Origin of the sequence: Salinarimonas rosea DSM 21201 (assembly GCF_000429045.1) — a bacterium.
In the GTDB taxonomy this organism is placed as follows: domain Bacteria; phylum Pseudomonadota; class Alphaproteobacteria; order Rhizobiales; family Beijerinckiaceae; genus Salinarimonas; species Salinarimonas rosea.
In genome coordinates, this window is the sequence record NZ_KE386841.1 from 116701 (window position 1) to 141385 (window position 24685).

Annotated in this window: 23 protein-coding genes, 1 tRNA gene and 1 other RNA gene; 16 read left to right on the forward strand and 9 right to left on the reverse strand. The window is 71.4% G+C overall.

The genetic code is table 11. The features are described from left to right. Positions 1-85 precede the first annotated feature (85 nt). The 4 genes from G407_RS29330 (at position 86) to G407_RS0121855 (ending at position 4759) form a co-directional block, all read left to right on the forward strand. A complete protein-coding gene (locus tag G407_RS29330; RefSeq protein ID WP_084327725.1) occupies positions 86-628 on the forward strand; it encodes a TRAP transporter small permease in 543 nt (180 codons plus the stop codon). Next, positions 628-1926, forward strand: a complete 1299-nt coding sequence (locus G407_RS0121845) for a TRAP transporter large permease (RefSeq protein ID WP_029032520.1) — start codon at positions 628-630, stop codon at positions 1924-1926. The genes G407_RS29330 and G407_RS0121845 overlap by 1 nt, the downstream gene beginning before the upstream one ends. Before the next feature lie 324 nt (positions 1927-2250). After that, entirely contained in the window at positions 2251-3972 is a 1722-nt protein-coding gene (locus tag G407_RS0121850; RefSeq protein WP_029032521.1) for a thiamine pyrophosphate-binding protein, read from the forward strand. Beyond that, positions 3962-4759, forward strand: coding sequence for a hypothetical protein (locus tag G407_RS0121855; protein ID WP_029032522.1), 798 nt, complete (start codon positions 3962-3964; stop codon positions 4757-4759). Before G407_RS0121850 ends, G407_RS0121855 begins: the two co-directional genes overlap by 11 nt. Before the next feature lie 21 nt (positions 4760-4780). Here the strand turns inward: G407_RS0121855 and G407_RS29335 are convergent, their stop codons facing one another. Then, positions 4781-5737: a LysR family transcriptional regulator gene (locus tag G407_RS29335; protein ID WP_052341732.1), complete on the reverse strand. Its 957-nt coding sequence runs from the start codon at positions 5735-5737 to the stop codon at positions 4781-4783. A gap of 215 nt (positions 5738-5952) precedes the next feature. On the opposite strand from G407_RS29335, the gene G407_RS29340 reads away from it, so the two are divergent. The 10 genes from G407_RS29340 to G407_RS0121910 all read left to right on the forward strand — a co-directional run bounded on the left by G407_RS29340 (position 5953) and on the right by G407_RS0121910 (position 15490). Next, complete coding sequence (locus tag G407_RS29340; protein ID WP_210163150.1) at positions 5953-6921, forward strand: DMT family transporter; 969 nt, start codon at positions 5953-5955, stop codon at positions 6919-6921. A gap of 149 nt (positions 6922-7070) precedes the next feature. After that, positions 7071-7493, forward strand: coding sequence for a cupin domain-containing protein (locus G407_RS29345; protein ID WP_052341733.1), 423 nt, complete (start codon positions 7071-7073; stop codon positions 7491-7493). A gap of 30 nt (positions 7494-7523) precedes the next feature. Then, on the forward strand, positions 7524-9044 hold the full coding sequence (locus tag G407_RS0121875) for an acyl CoA:acetate/3-ketoacid CoA transferase (RefSeq protein ID WP_029032523.1): 1521 nt from the start codon (positions 7524-7526) through the stop codon (positions 9042-9044). A 188-nt stretch (positions 9045-9232) separates the two neighbouring features. Further along, a complete protein-coding gene (locus G407_RS0121880) occupies positions 9233-10819 on the forward strand; it encodes an FAD/NAD(P)-binding protein (RefSeq protein ID WP_029032524.1) in 1587 nt (528 codons plus the stop codon). Positions 10820-11324: 505 nt separating this feature from the next. Beyond that, positions 11325-12650: a proline--tRNA ligase gene (gene proS / locus G407_RS0121885; protein ID WP_029032525.1), complete on the forward strand. Its 1326-nt coding sequence runs from the start codon at positions 11325-11327 to the stop codon at positions 12648-12650. A 14-nt stretch (positions 12651-12664) separates the two neighbouring features. Next, positions 12665-13933: a lipoprotein-releasing ABC transporter permease subunit gene (locus G407_RS0121890; protein ID WP_029032526.1), complete on the forward strand. Its 1269-nt coding sequence runs from the start codon at positions 12665-12667 to the stop codon at positions 13931-13933. 5 nt (positions 13934-13938) lie between these two features. Then, entirely contained in the window at positions 13939-14682 is a 744-nt protein-coding gene (locus tag G407_RS0121895) for an ABC transporter ATP-binding protein (protein ID WP_052341734.1), read from the forward strand. A gap of 176 nt (positions 14683-14858) precedes the next feature. Continuing rightward, complete coding sequence (locus G407_RS32775) at positions 14859-14990, forward strand: hypothetical protein (RefSeq protein ID WP_280742944.1); 132 nt, start codon at positions 14859-14861, stop codon at positions 14988-14990. 97 nt (positions 14991-15087) lie between these two features. Continuing rightward, positions 15088-15303, forward strand: coding sequence for a hypothetical protein (locus tag G407_RS0121905; protein WP_156917677.1), 216 nt, complete (start codon positions 15088-15090; stop codon positions 15301-15303). A 111-nt stretch (positions 15304-15414) separates the two neighbouring features. After that, positions 15415-15490: transfer RNA gene (locus G407_RS0121910), tRNA-Phe, on the forward strand. A gap of 77 nt (positions 15491-15567) precedes the next feature. Here G407_RS0121910 and G407_RS0121915 read toward each other — a convergent pair. From G407_RS0121915 to G407_RS0121925, 3 genes are all read right to left on the reverse strand, one after another. Further along, positions 15568-16464: a flagellar motor protein MotB gene (locus tag G407_RS0121915; protein ID WP_029032529.1), complete on the reverse strand. Its 897-nt coding sequence runs from the start codon at positions 16462-16464 to the stop codon at positions 15568-15570. A gap of 22 nt (positions 16465-16486) precedes the next feature. After that, positions 16487-17350 (reverse strand): flagellar motor stator protein MotA, encoded by an 864-nt coding sequence (gene motA, locus G407_RS0121920; RefSeq protein WP_029032530.1) that lies wholly within the window; start codon positions 17348-17350, stop codon positions 16487-16489. 196 nt (positions 17351-17546) lie between these two features. Next, the gene (locus tag G407_RS0121925; RefSeq protein WP_029032531.1) at positions 17547-18794 is read right to left on the reverse strand and encodes a cation:proton antiporter; all 1248 of its coding nucleotides are present in this window, start codon (positions 18792-18794) and stop codon (positions 17547-17549) included. Positions 18795-18888: 94 nt separating this feature from the next. Between G407_RS0121925 and ssrA the strand changes: the two genes are divergently transcribed. Next, positions 18889-19223: a transfer-messenger RNA gene (ssrA, locus tag G407_RS31415) on the forward strand. 56 nt (positions 19224-19279) lie between these two features. On the opposite strand, the gene G407_RS0121930 is transcribed toward ssrA, so the two are convergent. Beyond that, on the reverse strand, positions 19280-19711 hold the full coding sequence (locus G407_RS0121930; RefSeq protein WP_029032532.1) for an organic hydroperoxide resistance protein: 432 nt from the start codon (positions 19709-19711) through the stop codon (positions 19280-19282). A 120-nt stretch (positions 19712-19831) separates the two neighbouring features. Between G407_RS0121930 and G407_RS29350 the strand changes: the two genes are divergently transcribed. Further along, on the forward strand, positions 19832-20284 hold the full coding sequence (locus G407_RS29350) for a MarR family winged helix-turn-helix transcriptional regulator (RefSeq protein WP_052341736.1): 453 nt from the start codon (positions 19832-19834) through the stop codon (positions 20282-20284). Between the two features lie 32 nt (positions 20285-20316). On the opposite strand, the gene G407_RS0121940 is transcribed toward G407_RS29350, so the two are convergent. The 4 genes from G407_RS0121940 to G407_RS0121955 all read right to left on the reverse strand — a co-directional run bounded on the left by G407_RS0121940 (position 20317) and on the right by G407_RS0121955 (position 24636). Further along, positions 20317-21516, reverse strand: coding sequence for a CobW family GTP-binding protein (locus G407_RS0121940; RefSeq protein WP_029032533.1), 1200 nt, complete (start codon positions 21514-21516; stop codon positions 20317-20319). Positions 21517-21542: 26 nt separating this feature from the next. After that, on the reverse strand, positions 21543-22484 hold the full coding sequence (locus G407_RS0121945) for a prephenate/arogenate dehydrogenase family protein (protein ID WP_052341737.1): 942 nt from the start codon (positions 22482-22484) through the stop codon (positions 21543-21545). Beyond that, positions 22477-23640: a histidinol-phosphate transaminase gene (gene hisC / locus G407_RS0121950; protein WP_052341738.1), complete on the reverse strand. Its 1164-nt coding sequence runs from the start codon at positions 23638-23640 to the stop codon at positions 22477-22479. Before hisC ends, G407_RS0121945 begins: the two co-directional genes overlap by 8 nt. Positions 23641-23757: 117 nt before the next feature. Then, positions 23758-24636, reverse strand: coding sequence for a chorismate mutase (locus tag G407_RS0121955; protein ID WP_029032536.1), 879 nt, complete (start codon positions 24634-24636; stop codon positions 23758-23760). Positions 24637-24685: the final 49 nt, after the last annotated feature.

Genomic DNA, 24685 nt, shown 5'->3' on the forward strand with positions numbered 1-24685 from the left:
AAAGGACGGACGGGGCCGCCGTGCAGGGAGGGAGAAACGAGCCATGACGAGCGGACGATGACGAGCGGACGATGACGAGCCGAGCATGAGCACCGACGACGACCCCCTCGTCGACGCCCGCGACACGACCCGGACCGAGCCGCCCGAGAGCCGCGCGCCGCACGCGCGCGTTCCGGTGAGGATCGAGGAGGCGCTGGGTGCACTCGCCATGGCGCTCATCGTCGCCATCTCGTTCGGCAACGTGGTCGTGCGCTACCTGACGAACGTCTCCTTCGCCTTCACGGAGGAGTTCTCGGTCTTCCTCCTCGTGTTCATGACCTTCGTCGGCGCCTCCGCCGCCTTCGCCACGAACGAGCACATCCGCATCACCTTCTTCCTCGACCTGATGCGGCCGCGCGCGCGCCTCCTCGCCGAGGCGGTGACGCTCTTCGCCACGACGGCGATGTTCGCGCTCGTCGTCTATTACGGCGCGCAGGTGACCTATGACGAGTGGTACTGGGAGGAGACCTCGCCGGGTCTCGGCTACCCGGCCTGGATCTATACGATCTGGCTCCCGCTCCTCTCGCTCGCCATCCTCGGCCGCGTCGTCGGCCGGGCGATCGCGGTCTTCCGCGGGCGGGTGCGCTGATGGACCCGAACCTGATCCTGCTCCTCGCCTTCGCGGCGCTGCTCGTCGTCGGAACGCCGATCGCCGTGGCGCTGGGCATCGCCGGCGCCATCGGCATCGTCGTCGGGCTGGATCTCACCGCGCTCGCGATGGTGGGGACGAACACCTACAACGCGGTGGCGAAATACCCGCTGATCGCCATCCCGCTCTTCATCCTCACCGGCATGGTGTTCGAGCGCTCCGGGGTCGCGACGCGGCTCGTCGTCTTCGCGCAGGCGATCGTCGGGCCGCGCCGGGGCGGGCTCGCGCTCGTCGCGGTCCTGGTCTGCCTGATCATGGGCGGCATGTCGGGCTCCGGCGTCGCCGACGCCGCGGCGGTCGCGACGGTGATGGTGCCGTCCATGCTCAAGGCCGGCTATCCGAAGCCCTTCTCGGCCTCCGTCATCGCCGCCTCGGCGGCGACCGCGATCCTGATCCCGCCCTCGATCGCGCTCATCGTCTACGCGATCATGGTGCCCGGCGTGGACCTGCGCGCGCTGTTTGCCGCGGGCCTCTTTCCCGGCCTCTTGGTGGGGCTCGCCATCGCGGTGCCCACCATGATCCTCTCGCGCAAGCACGATTTCGGAGCCCACGAAGGCTTCGCGCGGCCGCCCTTCTGGGAGAGCCTCTATCGTGCGCTGCCGGGCCTGATGGCGCCCGTCATCATCCTGGGCGGCCTGCGCTCGGGCCTGTTCACGCCCACCGAGACCGCGGTCGTCGCCGCCGTCTACGGGCTCTTCGTCGGCACGCTGTTCTACCGCACGATGGGGTTCGCCGAGGTCTACCGCTGCTTCGTCGACGCGGCGAAGATCTCGGGCGTGCTCATGCTGATCATCTCGCTCGCGGGCCTCTTCGCCTGGGCCGGCTCGACGATGGGCGCATTCCGCGCGGCGGCGGACCTGATCATCGCGCTCTCCGCCTCCGAATGGGTGACGCTCGCCGTCGTCATGGCGCTGCTGCTGCTCGCCGGCATGGTGCTCGACGGGGTGTCGATCTTCCTCATCACGCTGCCGCTCCTCGTGCCGGTGATGCAGACCTTCGGCTGGTCGCAGGTCTGGTTCGGCGTCGTCATGGCGATCAACATCGCCATCGGCCAGGTGACGCCCCCCGTCGCGGTCAACCTGATGGTGACGGCGAAGGTCGCCAACGTGCCGATGGAGGCGACCTTCCGCTGGGTGTTCTGGCTCGTCGGCGCGATGGTGGTCGCGCTCGTGCTGGTGATCGTTTTCCCCGAGATCGCGCTGTGGCTCCCGCGCGTGCTGGGGTATCGGGTGAGCTGAGATGCGGCGCGCGACGTTACTCGGTCCCCGTATGCTCGAACGGGTGAGACCAGTCCTTCTCCTTCCCTGTAGGGGAAGGTGGCTCGGCGCAGCCGAGACGGATGGGGCGTGGCGCGAAGCGACACGTTCCGCGAAGCGGAAATGCACCGCCCGCCGTCAGGCGATGGCGCCCCGGTTTCGGCTGCGCCGAATACGCCTCCGGCGTGCCCCATCCGTCACCGCGCTTCGCGCGGCGCCACCTTCCCCTACAGGGAAGGAGAGTGTCGCGTCCCTCGCTTCGCGCCCTTTCCCGCATCGCACGGCCCACCGGGAGGACAAACCGAGATGACCAACGAGATGACCGGCGGCGAGGTGCTCGCGCGGATGCTGCAGGCGCACGGGGCGGGGCCGACCTTCGGGATGGGGGGCTTCCAGCTCCTGCCCTTCTACGACGCCTGCCGCCGGCTCGGCCTCGCGCACTCGCTCGTCAACGACGAGCGCTGCGGCGCCTTCGCGGCGGACGCCTACGCCAAGGTCTCGGGGCGCGTCGGGCTCGTCGACGCGACGCTCGGGCCGGGCGCGACGAACCTCGTCACGGGGCTCGTGGAGGCGCTCAACGCCGGCTCGCCCATCGTCGCCATCGTCGGCGACACGCACCGCGCCCACTCCTGGAAGAACATGACCCAGGAGGCCCGCCAGGCCGAGATCCTGCGCCCCGCGGTGAAGGAGCTGATCCGTGTCGAGGTGACGGCCCGCCTGCCGGAGCTGGTGCGCCGTGCCTTCGCGGTCGCGACCACCGGACGGCCGGGGCCGGTGGCGCTGATCGTGCCCGAGGACGTCTGCCACGACACGCTCGCCGTCGATCCCGAGAGCCTCGTCGCCGCCACCCGCTACCGGATGGCGCCGGCGCTCCGCGCGCGCCCCGACGCGCACGCGCTGGCGGAAGCCGCCGCGCTGCTGGCCGGCGCCGAGCGACCGCTGATCCTCGCGGGCGGGGGCGTCCACATCTCGCGGGCGGCGCACGCGCTCCAGGCTTTCGCCGAGCGCTTTCAGATCCCGGTCGCGCACACGATGTCCGGCAAGGGCGCGATCGCCTGCTCGTCGCGCCTCTCGGCGGGGCTGTTCGGGCGCTACGACCGCATCGCCAACGGCATGATCGCCGAGGCGGACGTGCTGCTGGCCATCGGCTGCAAGCTCGGCGAGATCGCGACGAAGCGCTATACCGTGCCGCCGCCGGGCAAGACCCTGATCCATCTCGACATCGTGGCCGAGGAGATCGACCGCACCTATCCCGCCGCCGTGGCGCTGTGGGGCGACGCGAAGGCCGGAATCAATGCGTTGAACGACGCACTCGCGGGCAAGTCGCCGCCGCCGGCGCGCTCCGCCTGGGGCGACCAGGTCGTCACCCGCATGGCGGCGTGGCGCGAGAGCGCGCGCGAGCGGCTCGAGAGCGCGGAGGTGCCGGTCTCCATGGGCCGCCTGATGGGCGAGCTCAACCGCCTCCTGCCCGGCGACGCCGTCCTCGTCGCCGACGGCGGCTTCGCCGCGCATTGGGGCGGGCTGCTGTTCGACCAGAGGCAGGCGGGCCGGGGCTTCCTGCCCGATCGCGGCTTCGCCTCCATCGGCTACGGGCTTCCCGGCGCGATGGGCGCGAAGCTCGCGGCGCCCGAGCGGCCGGTGATGGCGATCACCGGCGACGGCGGCTTCAACATGGTGCTGGGCGAGCTCGAGACCGCCCGGCGCATGGGTCTCGCGGTAACGATCATCGTCGTCAACAACGCCGCCTCGGGGTACGTGAAGGCGCTCCAGCACCTGATGTACGGGGAGGGCGCCTACCAGTCGTCCGATCTCGCGGAGACGAACTACGCCCGCGTCGCCGAGGCGATGGGCTGCAGGGGCGCGCGCGTCGAGACGCCGGACGCGCTCGCTCCGGCGCTGAAGCAGGGCCTGGCGAACACGGACGGGCCCTTCGTCGTCGACCTCGTCGTCACCCGCGATCCCGCGAAGATGCTTCCCGCCGCCGACAGCCGTGCGGTCCAGGTGAAGAAGGGCGACCGTGTCGCCTGAGATCCTCCTCGCCGACACGATCACCCGCCTGCCGGAGGGCGCGGCGGGTGCGGTCGTCGTGAGCGGCTCGCACGGGGGCGTCTACGCGGCCTACGTCGCGCGGCGGGACGGCGTGCGGGCCGTGATCCTCAACGATGCGGGGGTGGGCAAGGATGCGGCCGGCATCGGCGGCCTCGCCTGGCTCGACGCCGCCGGCATGGCGGCGGCGACGGTCTCCGCGGCGTCGGCCGACATCGGGGACGCCGCCGACACGCTCGCGCGCGGCGTCGTCTCGCACGCCAATGCGCGTGCCGCCGCGCTCGGGGTCGCGCCGGGCATGGCTTGCCGCGAGGCGGCCGCGCGGCTCGCGGCGGCGCCGATGCCCGACGGCCCGTTCGCGTCCCTCGACGAGACGCGCCGCGTCGAGACGCCGCCCGGCGCGCGCCGGCCGCTCGTCCTCGTCGACAGCGCGGCGCTGGTGCGGGCGGTCGAGGATCGGGGCGCGGTCGTGGTGACGGGCTCGCACGGGGCGCTCTTCGGCGGCGACCCGATGAACGCGCTCAAGGCGGACGCCGGGCTGGCGCTGTTCAACGACGCGGGCGGCGGCATCGGCACCACGCGGCTTCCGGCGCTCGAGGCGCGCGGCATCGCCGCCGCCACCGTCGCCGCGGCCAGCGCGCGGATCGGCGAGGCGTGCTCGACGCTGGACGAGGGGATCGTCTCCGCGCTCAACGGCCGTGCGGCGGCGCTCGGCGGGCACGTGGGCATGCGCGCGCGCGACCTCGTCGCGCTGGCCCTGCTGGCGTGAGCCGCCTCGATCCGCGAAGGCTCAGTGCGCGGGGCCGAGCGGCGGCGCGGCGATCTCCACCGGCGCCGGTGCCAGGGCCTGCGCCGGCTGCGGCAGGGCCGGCCCCGAGCGGAAGGATTCCCACAGCTCGACGACGAGCGCGTCGAGCCCCTGGGCCGAGCGCGGCCGCCAGCTCGGCCGGCGGCGCAGGGACACGGGGATGTCGGGAAGCGGCGGCAGGCCGGCGACGCCGTCGAGCGGCCGGATGCCCGCATAGGCCTGGAAGTTCGGCAGGACGGTGAGCCCCAGATTGACGCGCACCGCCGCGCGCAGCGCCGAGAGGTCCTCGCTCTCGTGCACGCAGCGCCACGGCACGGCCTCGCGCTCGAGCGCCGCGACCGCGAGCTGGCGAATGCCGCAGGGCGCGCGGAAGAGGACGAGCGGCAGGTCCCGCTCGACGTCCGCACCCACGGCTCCCGCCTCGCCGGCCTCCGCGCCGAACCAGGCGAGCGGGGCGACCTGCAGGCGCGTCGTCCCCGGGCCCTCGAGCGGCTCGCCGACGAGGAGCGCGAGATGCAGGCGCCCGTCGTCGACCTGCTCGGCCAGCGGCTGGCTGCGCCCCACCTTCACCACGAGCTGGACGTTCGGGTAGCGCTCGTGCACCGCTGCGATGACGAGCGGCAGCAGTGCCTCGGAGAAGTGCTCGGGCATGCCGAGGTTGACGATCTCGCGCGGCTCCTCCTCGACGAAGCGGCGATAGAGGTCGTCGTTGAGCTCGAGCATGCGCCGCGCATAGCCGAGCAGCAGCTCGCCCTGCGCGGTGAGGACGAGGCTGCGCCCCTCGCGCCGGAAGAGCGGCCGCCCGAGCATCTCCTCGAGCCGCTTCATCTGCTGGCTCATCGCCGGCTGGGTGATCGCCAGCGTGTCGGCGGCGCGGGCGAAGCCCCCCGTCTCGACGACGGCGACGAAGCTGCGCAGGAGCTGCGTGTCGATGTTCACCCGACGCATAGTCTCCGCCTACGAAGCGACCAACGGAAGATTTTACCGCCACGCTCGATACATGGCTAACAGGCGGCCGTCCGCAATGCGGGAAAGCGCGTAGGGCGGCGCGGGCGGATCGATAAGCGCGATGCATGTGCGGAATAGGGAGAAGTCGTTTTCGCTTTCGCTCCGGCGAGCGCAGGCTCCACGCATCCGAAAACGGGAGACGAGCCGTGAATACGCAATCCACCCCGCGCATCGCCTCGATCCAGGCCTCCTCCTTGCCGATGATCTTCATCGTACTGTGGAGCTCGGGCTACATCGGCGGCGCCATCGGCATCCTCTACGCCGAGCCCTTCACCATGACCTTCCTGCGCTTCGCGCTGGCGGGCCTGATCATGCTGGCCTTCGCGCTGGCCACCCGCACGCCGATGCCGTCCGGCCTCGGCCAGCTCGGCCACATGGCCGTCGTCGGCTTCTTCATGCAGGCCCTGCAGTTCGGCGGGCTCTACGCCGGGATGAAGGCCGGCGTGCCGGCCGGCCAGTCGGCGCTGATCGTCGGCCTGATGCCCGTCGTCGTCGGCCTCCTTGCGGGTCCCCTGCTCGGCGAGCGGGTCGGCTGGCGTCAATGGATCGGGCTCGCGCTCGGGCTCCTCGGGGTCGTGTTCGTCCTCGCCGAGAAGGTCGGCGTCGGCATGGCCGCGCTCGGCGGCTACGCCTACACGCTCGCGGCGCTGTTCGGCATTACGGCCGGCACGCTCTACCAGAAGAAGTTCTGCGGCGGGTTCGACCTGCGCACCACCGGCTTCGTGCAGATGACGATCGGCGCCGTGGTGATGCTGATCGCGGCCTGGACCACGGAGAGCATGGTCATCGACTGGACACCGGCCTTCATCGCCTCGGTCGTCTGGCTCGCGGTGATGAACTCCATCGGCGCGCTGATGCTGCTCTACCTCATGATCCGCCGCGGCGAGGCGACCAAGGTCGCGAGCCTGTTCTTCCTCATCCCGCCGGTCACCCAGATCATGGCCTCCGCCATGCTCGGCGAGATCCCCACCCCTCTGGCCATGGTCGGCTTCGGCCTCGCCTCGCTCGGCGTGTGGCTCGCCAACAGGCCGATGCCGAAGGCGACCGCCGCGACCGCGCCGAAGGTGGTGGACCCGGCGGCCGAGCCCGAGGCCGCCGCCCGCCCCGTCGCCTGAGGCGCCTCGCCCCGAGCCTCGGCTCGCGGCCCGAGACACCGGTGCCCGGCCCGCTTCGGGCACCGCCGGACACCCTCCTCGATCCCTCATCGTTCGATCCACCCCGCGGCGGCGCCAGAGCGCGTCCCGAGAACCGAAGGAACACTCCCATGCGCGGTCCCCAGATCATCTCCGAGATCCTCTCCGGCGGCCTCGATCACCTGGTCTTCGAGACCTACGACCAGCCCGGCCGCGAGGGCGTCGAGATCCACCGCCTCTACGACACGACGGACACGGGTCCGGTCGGCCCCGCGGCGGCGATCGTCCGCTACCGGCCCGGCGCGCAGGTCCAGCGCCACATCCACCCCGGCTACGAGCTGATCTTCGTGATCGAGGGCGAGCTCATCAACGACGCCGGGCGCCATCCCGCGGGCACCCTCGAGATCTGCCCGCCCGGCTCCAGCCACGCCCTCGGGTCGGAAAAGGGCTGCACCTTCCTCGTCATCTGGGAGCAGCCGGTGATGCTCGCCAAGCATGCGGCGACCCACCAGGCCCCCGCCGTCGACACCAACGCGCTCGTCGCGGCGCACTGACCGGCCACGCCGGAGAAAGGGAGCGGGACCATGCGCATCGTGACCGCGACGCAAGCGGCCGGCCTCGTTCCCGACGGGGCGACGGTCATCCCCGGGGGCTTCGGGTGCTGCGGCAACCCGGAAGCCGTCCTCAAGGCCCTCGGCGCGCGCTTTCGCGCCGAGGGCCGGCCCCGGAACCTCACCCTGCTGTTCGCGGCGGGGCCGGGCGACCGGGGCGAGCGCGGGCTCAACCACCTGGCCCAGGAGGGCCTCGTCTCCCGCGCCATCGGCGGCTTCTGGGGCTTCGCCCCGAAGCTCGGCCGGCTCGCCGAGGCCGAGGCGCTGGAGGCGCACAACTGGCCGCAGGGCGTGGTGAGCCACCTCTTTCGCGCCATGGCGGCGAGGCTCCCCGGCATCGCCTCGCGGGTGGGCCTCGAGACGTTCGTCGATCCGGACCAGGAAGGCGGGCGCATGAACGCCCGCGCGGCCCGGGGCCTCGTGCGCAAGACGCGCATGCAGGGGCGATCCTACCTGCTCTACCCCGCGCTCAGGGCGGACGTCGCCATCATCCGAGGCACGCGGGCGGACCGCAACGGCAACATCTGCATGGACCGGGAAGTGTCCTTCCAGGACGCGCTGTCCCAGGCCCAGGCCGCGCACAATTCCGGCGGCATCGTCATCGCCCAGGTGGCGGATGTGACGGACGCGCGCCTCGATCCGCACGCGGTCTCGGTGCCGGGCTGCCTGGTCGACTACATCGTCGTGGCCGACCCCGAGGACCACATGCAGACCTGGGCCGAGGCCTTCAACCCCGCCTATGTCGGCGGCGAGGAGGCCGCGCCCGAAGGCGAGGCGGTGCTCTCGCCGCTCGTGCGCCGGATCATCGCCCGGCGCGCCGCGCGCGAACTCGCGCACCACCCCGGCGCGATCGTCAACCTGGGGATCGGCATCCCCGCCGAGATCGGGCGCGCGGCGGCCGAGGCGGGCCTGCGGGACTTCACGCTGACCATCGAATCGGGCCAGTTCGGCGGCGTGCCGGCCTCCGGCCTCTCCTTCGGAGCCGCCGCGAACCCGCAGGCCAAGATCGACCAGGCCGCGCTCTTCGATCTCTACGACGGCGGCGGCCTCGACATCGCCTTCCTCGGCTTCGCCGAGGCCGACAGCCGGGGCAACGTCAACGTCAGCCGCTTCCAGGGCCGCATGCCCGGCATCGGCGGCTTCGCCAACATCTCCGGCGCGGCCAAGCGCGTCGTCTTCTGCGGATCGCTCACCGCCGAGGGGCTCGAGGTGGAGGCCGGCGCCGGGCGTCTGGCGATCCGCCGCGAGGGACGCACGCGCAAGCTGCTGCGGCGGCTCGACACGATCAGCTTCAACGGCCCGCTGGCGGAGAGCGACGGACGACAGGTCACGTTCGTCACGGAGCGGGCGGTGTTCGAGCTGGTCCATGGCTGCCTCCGGCTGACGGAGGTCGCGCCCGGCATCGACGTGCGCCGCGACATCGTCGAGCAGATCGAGGCGGGCATCGTCATCGGGCAAGAGCTGAAGACGATGGATCCGGCCCTGTTCCATTGATCCACCTGCAATCGAGCAACGTAGAGGCGAAAGAAGCGGTCGGAAACGGCGGCCGATTCTTTCGTTTACGTGCAGCAGAACCATTTTCGCAAGCCGAGTGACTGCCGCTTATGGATCGAATAAATTAATCTGCAGTTATTTTATGTACAGCATTGGGTTTCAATAATTCGGCAAACACGGAGGGTTACATGAAGGAATGCGTGATCGCCGTAATCGGCGCCGGGGCGACGGCCTTGTCCTTGCTCGACTCCCTCGTCGACGAGGCGCGGGCGGAGCCGGACTGCCCCCGCCTGGTCGTCTACTTGATCGAGACGCGACGCCTGCGCGGGCGCGGCCTCGCCTACGAGGACGACCTCGCGACGAACCTCCTCAACACGCGGGCGGGCTTCATCACGCCCTTCCCCAAGCGCCCGGGGCACTTCTTCTCCTGGCTGCAGGAGAACGAGGCAGCCTGGCGGCACGAGTTCCCGGGCCTCGTCGTCGACGCCCAGACCTTCGTTCCGCGCCCGCTCTTCGGGCTCTACCTCGAGTGCATGATGGGCGAGCTCGCCGGCGAGCTGATGCGCATCGGCGGCACCCTCGTGCCGGTCACCGCCGAGGCGACAGATCTCGAGCCGACGCCCGAGGGGCGCGTCGTGGTGCACACCGACACTGCGCTCGCCATCCGGGCGGATCGGGTCGTGCTCTCCTGCGGCAACCTCCAGGCCCGCGAGGAGGACGCGGTCGAGCGCCTGCCGGGCTTCTTCGCCAATCCCTACCCGATCCGGCGCCTCGCGCATCGCATCCCGCGCGATGCCTCGGTGGCCATCGTCGGGGCGCGCCTCTCGGCGATCGATGTGGCGCTCGGCCTCCTGTCGACCGGCCACGACGGGCCGCTGACAATGATCTCGCGGTCGGGGTACCTGCCGGCGGTGCGCGGGACGCAGGGGCGCTACAAGCCGCGCATCCTCACGCAGGAGACGATCGCGGCCCATCTCGCCCGCCACGGGCGCGTGCGCCTGGCCGAGCTCGTGCGCTGGGTCGAGGACGAGATCGAGCTGGCCGGCGGCGGCCGGCGCGTCGAGGGCGCGAGCTTCCCGCCCGAGCCGCCGCCGGACCCGCTCGCCTTCCTCGAGGCGGAGATCGCCGCCGCGGCCCACCCGCGGCCCTGGCAGGCGGTGCTATATGCGACGAACGGGCTCGTCGACATGCTCTGGCGGGCGCTGCCCGAGGAGGAGCGCTCGCTCTTCCTCGCACGCTTCCAGGCCGCCTGGATGGCCTACCGCGTCTCGATCCCGGTCGAGAACGCGCGGCGGCTGCTCGCGGCGGGCTGGGCCGGGCGGCTCGCGTTCCGTTCCGGCGAGAGCGTGGTCGCGCCGGGGGAGGGGGGCGGCTTCTCGCTGCGAATCGGGCGCGACGGCGCGGCGGAGGCCTTCGACGCGGTGGTCTGCGCCTACGGCTCGCCGCGCGATCCGCGCCGCCTCGACTCGCGGCTCGTCGGCAACATCCTCGCGCGCGGCCTCGCACGTCCCCACCGTCACGGCGGTCTCGACGTCGTGCCGGAGAGCGGGCGGCTGATCGAGGCGGACGGAACGGAGGGCCTCGCGATCTCCGCCCTCGGCGAGCTGACGGCTGGAGTGCACTTCTTCACGAGCGCCCTCGAGATCAACGCCCGCCACGCCGCCGCCCAGGCCCGCAGCCTCGTGCACGGGATCGTGCATGCGCCCCGGGAGCTGGCGGCGCCCCTCGCCCCCGCGGTGCCGCCGCGAAGCAGGGTTCTCGTCGAGGCAGTGTGATCCCGCGTCGCGGCGCGTCGCTTCCGTGCGGCGCGCCTCGACGCGGACGTCGGCAGCGAGACGAGCGCGGGAGGATCCGGACGGGCGTGGTCGCCCAAAAAGAAAAAAGCAAGGCTCGCGCCTTGCTCGGGGAGGTTCTCTCGTTTTCGAGATTTTGGCCGGTCTCTCACGAACCGACGCCCGGTAGCGGTTGACGCCCGCGGGCTTGTGCCTCGTTTCCTCCCAGACTTGGGCCGCACCCCTCGAACACGTCGAGACAGCGTGTCTTGGTGGGGGCTTCTTAGCGCGTCGTTACGTCTTTGTCACGTCCTTGTGCATCGTGTGCCGTCGCTTTTCGCATATGGGCATTCTCGCGGCAGCGGCCATGGAACCGCCACCGATGTGGCACCGACGACGAAAAGCATCGGGTGGCCTTGTCATCGGGCGCGCATCCGTATTGTGTGCGACACGCGCGACGGTGCGGCGAGCCCGCCCGCTGCGCGCCGCGCCCACGCCCGAGGACGACATGCGTCTTTCCCGCTATTTCCTGCCCACCCTCAAGGAGACCCCGCGCGAGGCGGAGATCGTCTCACACCGCCTGATGCTGCGCGCCGGCCTGGTGCGCCAGCAATCCGCCGGCATCTTCTCCTGGCTGCCGATCGGCAAGCGCGTGCTCGACCGGATCAGCGGCATCGTGCGCGAGGAGCAGGACCGGGCGGGCGCGATCGAGATCCTGATGCCGACGATCCAGTCCGCCGACCTGTGGCGCGAGAGCGGGCGCTACGACGCCTACGGCGCCGAGATGCTGCGGATCAGGGACCGGCACGAGCGCGACATGCTCTACGGGCCGACGAACGAGGAGATGGTCACCGACATCTTCCGTTCCTACGTGCGCTCCTACAAGGACCTGCCGCTCAACCTCTACCACATCCAGTGGAAGTTCCGCGACGAGATCCGCCCGCGCTTCGGCACGATGCGCTCGCGCGAGTTCCTGATGAAGGACGCCTACTCGTTCGACCTCGACGAGGCGTCGGCGCGCCACGCCTACAACCGGATGTTCGTGGCCTACCTGCGCACCTTCGCGCGCCTGGGGCTGAAGTCGATCCCGATGCAGGCCGACACGGGCCCGATCGGCGGCAACCTCTCCCACGAGTTCATCATCCTCGCCGAGACCGGCGAGAGCGAGGTGTTCTGCCACACGGACTACCTCGGCTTCGACACGCCGCCGGCGGACACCGACTTCGAGGACGTCGCCGGTCTCCAGGCGATCGTCGACCGCTGGACCTCGCTCTACGCCTCCACCGACGAGAAGCACGACGAGGCCGCCTGGGCGCAGGTGCCCGCCGACAGGCGCGTGGCGGCGCGCGGCATCGAGGTCGGGCACATCTTCTATTTCGGCACGAAGTATTCCGAGCCGATGCGCGCCGTCGTCACCGGGCCGGACGGGCGCGAGCACCCGGTGCACATGGGCTCCTACGGCGTCGGGCCGTCCCGCGTCGCGGCCGCCGCCATCGAGGCGGGCCACGACGAGGCGGGCATCGTCTGGCCGGACGCGATCGCCCCCTTCGACGTGGCGCTGCTCAGCCTGAAGGCCGGCGACTCCGCGGTGGACGCGGCCTGCGAGGGCCTCTACCGCGACCTCCAGGCGGCGGGCCTCTCCGTGCTCTACGACGACCGGGACGATCGTCCCGGCGCGAAGTTCGCGACGGCCGACCTGATCGGCCTGCCCTGGCAGGTGATCGTCGGTCCCAAGAGCCTCGCCGAGGGCAAGATCGAGCTCAAGCGCCGGCGCACGGGCGAGCGCGAGCTCCTCGCCATCGCCGACGTCGTCCCGCGGCTGACGGGACGTTGAGGGCGGAGCGGGCGATGGCCGACGCGGGTGGGACGCGACCCTTCTCGGGCTTCGAGTGGATGCTCGCCGGGCGCTACCTGCGCACCCGGCGGCGCGAGGGCTTCGTCTCGGTGATCGCGGGGTTCTCCTTCATCGGCATCATGCTCGGCGTCGCGACGCTGATCATCGTGCTGTCGGTGATGAACGGCTTTCGCAACGAGCTGCTCTCCAAGATCGTCGGCATGAACGGCCACGTCTTCATCGCCCCGATCGACCGGCCGCTGACGGATTTCGCCGAGGTCGCCCGGACCGTCGAGGCCCTGCCGGGCGTGGTGCGCGCGGTGCCCACGGTGGAGGGCCAGGCCTTCGCCTCCTCCTCCGTGCAGGGCGGCGGCGTGCTCGTGCGCGGCGTGCGCCCGCAGGACCTCGCCGGGCTCGACCAGATCGCCGGCAACATCGTCGGCGGCTCGCTCGAGACCTTCGCCGAAGGCGAGGGCGTCGCCGTCGGCGCGCGGCTGGCGAGCTCGCTCGGCCTCTTGCCGGGCGACACGATCACGCTGATCTCGCCGCGCGGCGCGACGACGCCCTTCGGCACCGCGCCGCGGATCAAGGCCTATCCGATCGCGGCGATCTACGAGATCGGCATGACCGAGTTCGATTCGGCCTTCGTCTACATGCCGCTCGAGGAGGCGCAGGCCTACTTCAACCGCGCCGGGGACGTCACCGTGGTGGAGGTCTTCCTGGACGACGCGGAGGCGGTCGGCGCGGCGCGGGCGGCGATCGAGGGGGCGGTCGAGCGGCCGATCTTCCTCTCCGACTGGACGCAGCGCAATTCGAGCTTCTTCTCGGCGCTGCAGGTCGAGCGCAACGTCATGTTCATCATCCTCACGCTGATCGTGCTCGTGGCGGCGCTCAACATCGTGTCCGGGCTGATCATGCTCGTGAAGGACAAGTCCGCCGACATCGCCATCCTGCGCACGATGGGGGCGACGCGCGGCTCGGTCATGCGGGTGTTCCTGATCACCGGCGCCTCCATCGGCATCGTCGGCACCATCGCCGGCCTCGCGCTCGGCGTCGTGTTCACGCTCAACATCCAGGCGATCCAGGACGTGATCGCCCGCATCACCAACCAGACGCTCTGGGACCCGACGGTGCGCTTCCTGTCGGAGATCCCCGCCGAGATCGACTGGGCCGAGGTCGGGGCGGTGCTCGCGATGGCGATGGCGCTGTCGCTGCTCGCGACCCTCTATCCCTCCTGGCGGGCGGCGCGCCTCGATCCCGTCGAAGCCCTGCGCTACGGATGAGCCGCATGGACGCCGAGACGAAGGCCGAGACCGGGACCGCGAGCGAGGGCGAGGTGCCTGCGCTCTTCCTGAGCCGGGTGGCGCGCTGGTATCCCCAGCGCGAGGGGCGGCTCGAGATCCTCAAGAGCGTCGACTTCGCCGTCTGGCCGGGCGAAATCGTCGCGCTCGTGGCGCCGTCGGGCACCGGCAAGTCGACGCTGCTCCACGTCGCGGGCCTGCTCGAGCGCCCCGACGACGGCGAGGTCTACGTCGGCGGCGAGCCGACGGCGCACATGGACGATGCCGGCCGCACCCGGCTGCGGCGCGAGGAGATCGGCTTCGTCTACCAGTTCCACCACCTGCTGCCCGAGTTCTCCGCGCTCGAGAACGTCGTCATGCCGCAGATCATCCGCGGCCTGCGCAAGGCCGAGGCGCGGGAGCGCGCGCGCGAGCTCCTCGCCTTCCTCGGCCTCGCCGACCGGCTTTCGCACCGCCCGGCGGAGCTGTCGGGTGGCGAGCAGCAGCGCGTCGCGCTCGCGCGTGCGGTCGCCAACGCCCCGCGCGTGCTCCTCGCCGACGAGCCGACCGGCAACCTCGATCCGCAGACCTCCGCCCACGTCTTCCAGACGCTCGTCTCGCTCGTTCGCGCCTCGGGCCTCGCCGCCGTGATCGCCACGCACAATCACGAGCTCGCCCGGCGGATGGACCGCTGCGTCTCCATCCGCGACGGGCGTGTCGTCGAGCTCGCGCTGCCGCCCGCCGGGGCGTAATTCACAGATTCCGCATGGTGTTCGAGGCTTGACGGAACAGAGCGTTCCGGTCTGTCCGTTAACCTTGACAGCAGAGCGTACGAAGAGAGAACTTTTGTTCCGAACGAAGATGGAACAGAATGGAACGGTCGAAGCGCGGCGGAGAACACCGCCGTGCCCCACCCTGGGAGGCCGTCATGTCCCGTCTCGTGATTCTCACCCGCCGTGCCCGCCTGCCTCTGCGCGCCACCGCCGAGACCGCGATGGAGGTCGTCTCGCTCGCGCTCTTCGTCGCCATGGTGGCGGCGTGGGCGAGCATCGGCGCGTGAGCGGGCGTGCTCGGGCGTCGTGCTGAAACGCGACGCCTCTCCCGTGCGTTATCGGGTCGCGGCGAGCGACGCCGCGGACGAACACGAGGAGGCTGCGGTGAGATCCTGGGGCGACGTCAACCGGGTGCTGAACGGCATGGTGCGCGAGGGCCGGATCGCGTCCTTCCGCTCCAACGCGGCGGAAGCGCGCCAGACGGGGTCGCTCGAGATCGCGATCGTCCCCGCCGACGGCGGCGACAAGGAGGCGGCTCGCCGCGAGGCGCTGCGCGAGCTCGCGCGGCTGGGAATCACGGCACAGGTGCACGCCGAGTAGGGGGCCGGCGCCGGCCGGTCGAGAATTCGGCGCGTCACCGAAAAACCGGTTGCGCCCCGCGGCGCCTCTGGCTATATCCCCTCCACCAACACGGACGGCATCGTCCGGAGCGCCCAGGTAGCTCAGTTGGTAGAGCATGCGACTGAAAATCGCAGTGTCGGTGGTTCGATTCCGCCCCTGGGCACCATCACCCCTACAGAACAGGACTTCCACAGAGGCTCGGACGAGTCCGAGCCCTCGGCTGCCCGCCGACGCGCCTCGCCGTCAGGGCGAGAAGCCCGGGGGCAGCGGCGGCTCCTCGCTGAGCAGCGTGATCGTCACCCGTCGGTTCGGCGCGATGTAGGGATTGTCGGGGAAGGCGGGCTCGGTGTCGGCGCGGCCGGTCACCGACTCGAAGCGCTGGTTCGGCAGCCCCGCCCCGGAGAGGATCTCGCGCACGGCGAGGGCCCGCCCTGCGGTGAGGCTCCAGAGATCGATCGTGGTCTGCGCGCCCGGCCGCGTCGCGGACGTGTGGCCGCGCACCGCGATGCGGTTCGGCATCTGCCGGATCGTCGGCGCGATCGCCTCGAGCACGAGGCGGGTGCGATCGTAGGGGTAGATCGAATCCTCGGGGAACATCGCCCGCCCGTCCTGGTCGACGAGCGAGATGTCGAGACCGTCCGGCGTCGGCTCGATCACGAGGTTGCGCGAGAGCTCGGCGATCTCCGGCATGTCCTGCAGCGCCTGCCGGATGCTCGCCGCGGCGCTGTGGAGGGCCTGCATGTCGGCCGTCGGGCGGCTGGACCGGGTGTCGCTGCTGCGGTCCTGCGCTCCGCCCTCCCGCCCGGTGTCGCCCGTCGCCGCATCGCCGGGCGACGAGAGGGCGCGCCGGATCGCCTCGGCCTCGGAGCCCGACGACTGGTTGCCCGAGTCGTCCAAGGCATTGCCGTTCAGGACGCCGCCGGCGCCGCTGGTGCTCGGGCTCAGAGCCTCCGGGGCGAAATAGTCCGCCAGGCCGATCTTCTGCTCCTGCGTCGTCATGTTGATGAGCCACATCAGCAGGAAGAACGCCATCATGGCGGTGACGAAGTCCGCATAGGCGATCTTCCAGGCGCCGCCATGGTGTGCGTGCGCGGCCTTCTTGACCTTCTTGACGATGATCGGCTGGTTCGACTTGGCCATCGGCTTCCTGGTCGAGATCGGGTCAGGTCGTGGCGGGCAGGTTGGACGTCGCCGCTTCCACTTCGTTGAAGGTCGGGCGAACCTCGCTCATCAGGGCCTTGCGGGCGAATTCCACCGCCATCACCGGCGGCTGGCCGGCGATATGGGCCAGGAGGCCCGCCTTCAGCGACAGGTAGTACTTGGACTCCGCCTCGAAGATGATCCGCAGGGACTGCGCCATGGGCCCGAAGAAGCCGTAGGCGACGAAGACGCCGAAGAAGGTTCCGACCAGTGCACCGCCGATCAGGTGCCCCAGAACCTCGGGCGGCTCGGTGATCGACCCCATCGTCTTGATCACGCCGAGCACGGCGGCGACGATCCCGAGCGCCGGCGTCGCGTCGGCGACCGACTGCACGGCCGAGACGACGCGCTCCTGCTCCTGGTGGTGCGTCTCCAGCTCCGCGTCCATGAGATTGTCGATCTCGTGAACGTTGTCGACGCCCAGCGACACCATGCGCATGTAGTCGCAGACGAACTCGACCGCGTGATGGTTCGATGCGAACGTCGGGAAGGCGTTGAACAGCGTCGAGTTCGCCGGATCCTCGATGTGCTGCTCGATCGCGAGCACACCTTTCTGCTGCACCAGCCTGTAGAGGGCGAACTGCATCGCCAGGAGCTCGACGTAGGCGGCCTGCTTGTACTTCGGCCCCCGCATCAGCGTGCCGAACACGGCAGGTACGGCCTTGAGCACCGGCCCGGTGTTGCCGATGATGAAGGCTCCGATCGCCGCACCGAGGATGATGACGAACTCGAACGGCTGCCAGAGGACGTAGAGCTTGCCTCCCATCGCCGCGTAGCCGCCGAGGACGCAGGCGAAGACGACGATTGTGCCGACGATCAGCCGCATGGATTTGCCACTCTCGCGCCGCGGCGGGTCCGGCCGCTGCGAAGCCACTTCTGTTCCGAGTAGGTGACCGACCGCGGTTAAGGGCGAGTGTAGAGCCGTTGGCCGAGGGCTGCCCGAGGCGATCGCCGTGCGGGAGCGGATCGCGGCGGAGACATCCTCCGCCGCGCTTCCCGCGAACGAGGCGGACGGCGTCCCGCTAGCCCCGCCCGCCGGCTCCGGGCGACCTCTCCTCCCGCCGCGCATAGGCCCGCGTCAGCCCCGACGTCGTCGCTCCGTGGGCGATGATCGAGGCGAAGATCGCCGCGCTCGCGGCGTGCCAGGCGGTCGGGTCGTCGAGGTGGTGCCAGCAATAGGCGGCGTAGTAGATCGCGGCGACGCCGATCGGGCCGAACCAGCCCAGGAAGGCGACGTCGCGAGGAACGAGCGGCCGCTTCAGCACCGGCGCCAGCGCCGCGAGGACGAGCGGCCGGCGCAGCGCCAGGACCGCCACGACGAAGGCGAGGAGCGGCCAGCCGATGGCCGCCCACGCGTCGAGCGGCAGGGCCGCGCCGAGGATCACGAACATCGGCAGCGTGAACAGCTTGTTCACGGCCTCCTGGATGTTCTCCTCCTGGTGCTGCTGCGTGATGTCCGAGCGCAGGTTGAAGACCAGCCCCGCCAGGAACACGCTGATCAGGGCGTCGGCCCGGGCGAGGGCGGCGAGCCCCAGCGTGAGCAGCGAGAGCGCGACCGTGTAGGTCAGCAGCGAATGCGACTCGATCAGCCCGTGGCGCTTGGCCCGCGCGAGGAGCGAGGCGGCGAGCCAGCCGACGCCGACGCCGACGATCACGGCGAGCCCGACCCCGACGAGCAGCCGCTCGACGACGAAGCGGCGCAGCGGGTCGGCGACGTCCGCCGACAGCACCACGATCGGCAGCGTCACGAAGAGATAGGCGAGCCCGTCGTTCGCCCCGCTTTCCGCCGAGACCGTATCGCGGACGCGCTCGGGGAGGTGCGACTTGGCGAAGTCGCCGGTGACGATGGACGAGGCGACGACCGGGTCCGTCGGGGTGATCACGGCGCCGACGAGGAGCGCGGTCCAGACGGAGAGCCCGAGCAGCCAGGCGGCCAGGGCGGAGGAGGCGAGCCACATGCCCAGCATGCCGGCGGTCAGGAGCCAGCCGATCGGCCGCCCGAGCCGCCGCAGGCCGGCCTTGTCGAGCCGCAGCGCGACGCCCATCAGGCCGATCGCGAGCGTGAAGCGCGCCGCCTGCTCGAGCACCCGCGGCTCCTCGCCCCAGGCGGCGACGTCGATCAGGCCGAGCGCGAACGGGCCGACGGCGAGCCCGACGAGCACCGCGACGAGCGATTCCTGGAACGGGCTGCGTTTCAGCAGCCGCGAGGCGACGCCCAGGAGGAGGACGACGCCCGCCGCGACGGCGAGGGTCAGGTCGAGCTGGCTCATGGCGGCGCCCCGCTGCGTTCGGATCTCATCGGGCTCCCGACGCATCGGCACGGGGGATGGTTCCTGCACCGGGGCGGGCGCGCACGTCGGCGGGGGTCTTGCGCGCCGGCTCTCGCACGCTTATCTCGGGTCTGTCGGGGCAACCCGGCTATGATCGTAGAGGCAGAGCGGAATAGGCGTTCAAGACTCGGGTGCGACTCCCGACGCCTCCACCAGGAACGCACGTGACGGCGAAGCGCCGACGTGCGTTGCCGCTGGGGGCGAACCAGGATCGATTGGGCGCGGTAAAGGCTAGGCTGCGATTAGGCTGAGCTACGGCCTTGATAGTGCAAAACCACAAGTGCCAACGACAACGTTGCCACTTCCGAGGTGCGCCTCGCGGCGTGACTTCGATGCGCTAGGGTAAGCGTGGAAACAGAACCGGGGGCTTCGGCCCCCGGACCCGTTCTTCCCCCATCCACACCGACAGGCGAGGCCGGCTGCGATCACGCGATCGTCGTCGTGACCGCGATGTTGCCCTGCGTGGCGTGCGAATAGGGGCAGATGCGGTGGCCGGCCTCGGCGACGCGCTCCGCCTCGGCGCGCTCGACGCCCGGCAGGCTCACCGCCAGCTCCACCGTCAGGCCGAAGCCCTTGTCGCTGCGCGGCCCGATGCCCACCGTCGCGGTGACGGACGCATCGTCGGGAACGCGGGCGAGGCTGTTGTCCTGCGTCGTCGCGAAGCGCATGGCGCCGAGATAGCAGGCGGCGTAGCCGGCGGCGAAGAGCTGCTCGGGGTTCTTGCCCTCGCCCGTTCCGCCGAGCGCCTTGGGCGGCGTTAGGTCGAAGGCGATCGCGCCGTCCTCGGTGCGCACGTGGCCCTGGCGCCCGCCGCCCGTCGCCGTCGCGGAGATGCGGTACTTGGTGTCGATGGACATGACGTCTCCTTCTCATCGCTTACGATTCGATCGCGCACGATCTTTATCGAAGCGCACGAGGGGATGCAAGGCCTTGCGACAAGATCGTGCGCGATATAAGTCGGGCCGAGGAGGGTGACGATGCGCACCGAGCACATGCTGTGCCTGAGCCTGCACGCGGCCTCGCGGGCGATGACGCGTGCCTACCAGCCGCTGCTCGACGCGCTCGGCCTCACCTATCCGCAATACGTCGTCCTCGTGGCGCTGTGGGACGAGGACGCGCAGCCCGTCGGTGCCATCGGTCGCCGGCTGATGCTCGACACGAACACGCTCACCCCGATGCTCAAGCGCATGGAGACGGCGGGTCTCGTGCGCCGCACCCGCAGCCCTCGGGACGAGCGTCAGGTGATCGTCTCGCTCACGGAGGCGGGTCGCGCGATGGAGGCCCGTGCGGCGCACGTGCCGGCGCGGATCGTGGCCGCGACGGGGCTCTCGCCGGAGGCGCTGCGCGACCTCAACGCGCGTGTGTCGGCGCTCAAGGACAGCCTCGCGCGGGAGGACCGAGAGCGGGAGGACCGAGAGCGGGAGGACTGAGCGCAGCGGGCGGAGCCCGCTCCACCCGGCCCTCACCGCTTCGGGCGCATGCCCGGCAGGAGGCCCAGAGGGTTCTCGGCGAGCGCCGCCCGGTCCGGCGTGTCGATCGCCGGCTGCGACCGGAAGGCGGCCCACAGGCTCTCCACCCAGCTCTTCTCGAGGCCCTCGACGATCAGCACGATGCGCGTACGCCGGTCCGCGCTCGGCCAGGCGTCGAGTACCGCCGGCACGTGCAGCACGTGCTGGACGCCGTGGATCACGACGGGCTTCTCCGGGCTCTCGGCGAGCGCGACGATGCCCTTCATGCGCAGGAGCTTCGGCCCCTGCGTCGCCCGCAGCATGTCGAGGAAGAGGTCGAGCGCGCGCTGCGGCACCGGCTCGTCCGCCGTCAGGCAGAAGGCACGGATCGCGGCGTCGTGGCGGTTCGGGTCGTGGCGGTGGTGGTGACGGTGGTCCTGGTGACCGTGGTCGTGGTCATCGTCGTGGTCATGGCCGTGACGATGGTGGTGGTCGCCGGCGTGCTGGGCGGCGTGCGCCTTCGCCTCGGCCTCGGCGACGCCCTCCGCCGAGAGCCAGGCGACCACGTTCCCCGGCTTCGCGGCGAGGTCGAACAGGCCGCGCCCGACGATCTCCCGCGCGGGGATGGCCCCGTCGACGGCCTCGTGCAGCCGCGCCCCCGGGGCGAGCGCCGCGAGGCGGGCCCGGAGCGCGGCCTTCGCCGCCTCGTCGGCGAGGTCGCCCTTGGTGATCACGATCTCGTCCGCCACCGCGGCCTGGCGCACCGCCTCCTCGTGCGCGTCGAGCGTCGCCGCGCCGTTCACCGCATCCACCACGGTGACGACGCCCTCGACCACGTAGCGCAGCGAGAGATAGGGGTGGTAGAGCACCGCGTGGAGGATCGGCGCCGGGTCGGCGAGGCCGGTCGTCTCGATGATCACGCGCCGGAAGGGCTGGATGCGGCCGTTGTCGCGCTTGCGCAGCAGGTCCTCCAGCGTGGCGACGAGGTCGCCGCGGATCGTGCAGCACAGGCACCCCGCCGAGAGCAGCACCATGCCCTCGTCGACGGTCTCCACGAAGAGATGATCGAGCCCGACCTCGCCGAACTCGTTGACGATCACCACCGTGTTCGCGAGGTCCGGGTCCTGCAGCAGCCGGTTGAGCAGCGTCGTCTTGCCCGCGCCGAGGAAGCCGGTGAGGACGGTGAGCGCGATGGGATCGGGGCGGCGGGTCATTGGGGCCTCGTTGCCGGGCGAGGGGGTCACTCCCGCGGCCGCCCGAAGTCCGGCGCCGGCGCGTCCTGGCCTTCCGAGACGATGCCGCGGCGGATCGTGCGGGTGCGGCTGAAGAGGGCGTGCAGCGTCTCGCCGTCGTCCCAGCGGATGGCGCGGGCGAGCGCCGAGAGATCCTCGTTGAAGCGGCCGAGCATCTCCAGGACGGCCTCCTTGTTGTTGAGGAAGACGTCACGCCACATCGTCGGGTCCGAGGCGGCGATGCGGGTGAAGTCGCGAAAGCCGCCGGCGGAGAACTTGATCACCTCGGATCGCGTGACCTGCTCGAGGTCGGCCGCGGTGCCCACGATGTTGTAGGCTATCAGATGCGGCACGTGGCTCGTGATGGCGAGCACGAGGTCGTGGTGGGGCGCCGACATGATCTCGACCTCCGAGCCCATCCCCTCCCAGAAGGCGCGCGTGCGCGCGATCGCCTCGGGATCGGTGCCCTCGGCGGGCGTGAGGATCGCCCAGCGGTTGACGAAGAGCGTGGCGAAGCCCGCCTCGGGGCCGGATTGCTCGGTGCCGGCGACGGGATGCGCCGGCACGAAGTGCACGCCGGGGGGCAGGTGCGGGGCGACCGCGGCCATGACCGCGCCCTTCACCGAGCCGACGTCCGAGACGATGCAGCCAGGCTCGAGCACGGGAGCGATGGCCGCCGCCACGACCCCGCAGGCGCCCACCGGCACGCACAGGACGACGCAGTCCGCCCCGCGCGCCGCCTCGGCGGCGTCCGCATGGACCGCGTCCGCGAGGCCGAGCACCTGCGCCCGCTCCCGCACGTCCGCGTCCGCGTCGGCGGCGACGATCGTGCCGGCGAGGTTCTGGCGTCGCGCCGCATGCGCGATCGAGGAGCCGATCAGCCCGAGCCCGACGAGGGCGAGACGGCGAAACAGCGGAGTCTCGCGGGGCGGGCCCAGCCGCTCAGGCATCGCGTGCCTCCGGATCGCGTCCCGCCAGGAAGTCGCTCAGCGCGGCGATCACGAGCCGGTTCGCGGCCTCGGTGCCGATCGACAGGCGCAGGGCGTTCGGCAGGCCGTAGCTCTCGATGCGCCGCAGCACGAGCCCGCGCGCGGTGAGGAAGGCGTCCGCCTCCGTCGCCGTGCGGCCGGGGGTCTCGGGGAAGTGGATCATCAGGAAGTTCGCCACGCTCGGCGTGACCGCGAGCCCGAGCGCCTCGATCTCGCGCACCAGGATCTCGGCCCAGGCCTCGTTGTGGGCGACGGAGGCGGCGACGAAGGCCTCGTCCTCGATCGCCGCCGCACCCGCCGCGAGCGCGGCCGAATTGACGTTGAAGGGCGGGCGGATGCGCTCGAGCGCGTCGACCACGTGGGCGGGACCGACCATCCAGCCGAGGCGCAGCGCCGCGAGCCCGTAGACCTTCGAGAAGGTGCGCGTCATCACCACGTTCTCGGCGGTGAGCGCGAGCTCGAGGCCCGAGCCGTAGTCGTTGCGGCGCACGTACTCCGCATAAGCCGCGTCGAGCACGAGCAGCACCGAGGGCGGCAGCGCCGCGTGCAGGCGGCGGATCTCGTCGAAGGGCAGGTAGGTGCCCGTCGGGTTGTTGGGGTTGGCGAGGAACACGACCTTGGTGCGCGGGGTCACCCGCTCCAGGATCGCGTCGACGTCGGTCGTGTAGGCGCGCTCGGGCGCGACCACCGGGGTGCCGCCGGCGGTCAGGATCGCGATGCGGTAGACCAGGAATCCGTGGGCGCTGAACACGCCCTCGTCGCCGGGCCCGATATAGGCCTGCGCCAGCATCTCGAGCAGCTCGTCCGAGCCGTTGCCGACGACGATGCGCTTGGCGTCGAGCCCGTACTTGCGGGCGATCGCCGCCCGCAGGGCGGTCGCCGCGCCGTCCGGGTAGAGCGCGAGCTTGCCCAGCGCGGCCTGCGCGGCCTCCAGCGCCTTCGGCGAGGCGCCGAAGGGGTTCTCGTTCGAGGACAGCTTGTAGGGCGTCACGCCGGGCGGCACCGCGCTCTTGCCCGGCACGTAGGCCTCGATCGCCAGGACGCCGGGCCGGGGCTCCGGGCGGCCGAGCGGCCGCGGGGGCTCCACGGGCGCGAGGGTGTCGGTGGCGGAGGGCATGGAAGACGTCATGGGGGACGGCATGAGGGGCCTCGTCTGGCCTCGGCGACGGCGTGCGGGCGCCCGGCCGGGCGCCGGGCGGCCCGTCCTAGCGCATCGCGGCCACGATTTCACGTGCTAAGATATCGCGGCCCGGGATGCGGCGGCGGCGCGGGCGGCGACGTCGTCCAGGTGCAGGCGCGCCGCGTGGCTCCCGACCTCGACGATCTCGGACACCGGCGCGCGGCTCGCCTCCAGTGCGGCGACGAGGTCCGACGCCTCGACCCGGCCCGGCACCGCGACGAGCGTCGAGAGCTCGCCCGCGAGACCGGTCGTGCACACGATCTCGCCGCCGAGCGTGGCGATGCCCTCGGCGGCGGCGTCGCGCCAGCGCTCGACGCGCACGGCGTAGAGCACGACCTCGCGCACGGCGGCATCGGCGAGCGGCTTCGAGACGACGTAGACCGGCGTGCCCGCGGGGTGGCCGGGGCGCTCGATGAAGGGCAGGCGCGCGATGATCTTGGGCGCCTGCGGTGCCGCGAGCCGTCGCCACCAGGCCCCGGCGGAGGCGCCCTGGTCGATGCGGAAGATCCCGAGGTCCCCGCGCGAGCCCTCGACCGCGGCGATCACCGCCGGCGCGCCCTCGTGGGGCACGTAGGGCACGGTGAAGCCGAAGTGGAAGCGCGCCGAATCGCGCATCGGCGCGTCCCCGCCGGAGACGTCCGCATGCACGGAATAGGGCGCCTGGACGAACGTGAACGTGCCGATGATCACGCGCCAGATCGATTCGACCGTGTCGAGCGGCAGGATGCCCCGGTGGCGCTCGGCGATCGCCTTCATCACCGCGCTCTCGCGCCCGGGCCGGAAGGCGGAGCCCGACTCGCTCGTCTTCTTGACCGCGATCAGCTCCTCGATGATCGCCCCGCGCTGGATGAGGAGCGCGTGCATCTCGGCATCGAGCCGATCGATCTCCCCGCGCAGGGTCGAGAGGTCGAGAGGGGCGGGGGCGTCGGGCATGGCGGGGCGGGTCTCCGGGGTAACTCTCGCACTATGGGAGCCGCGCGCC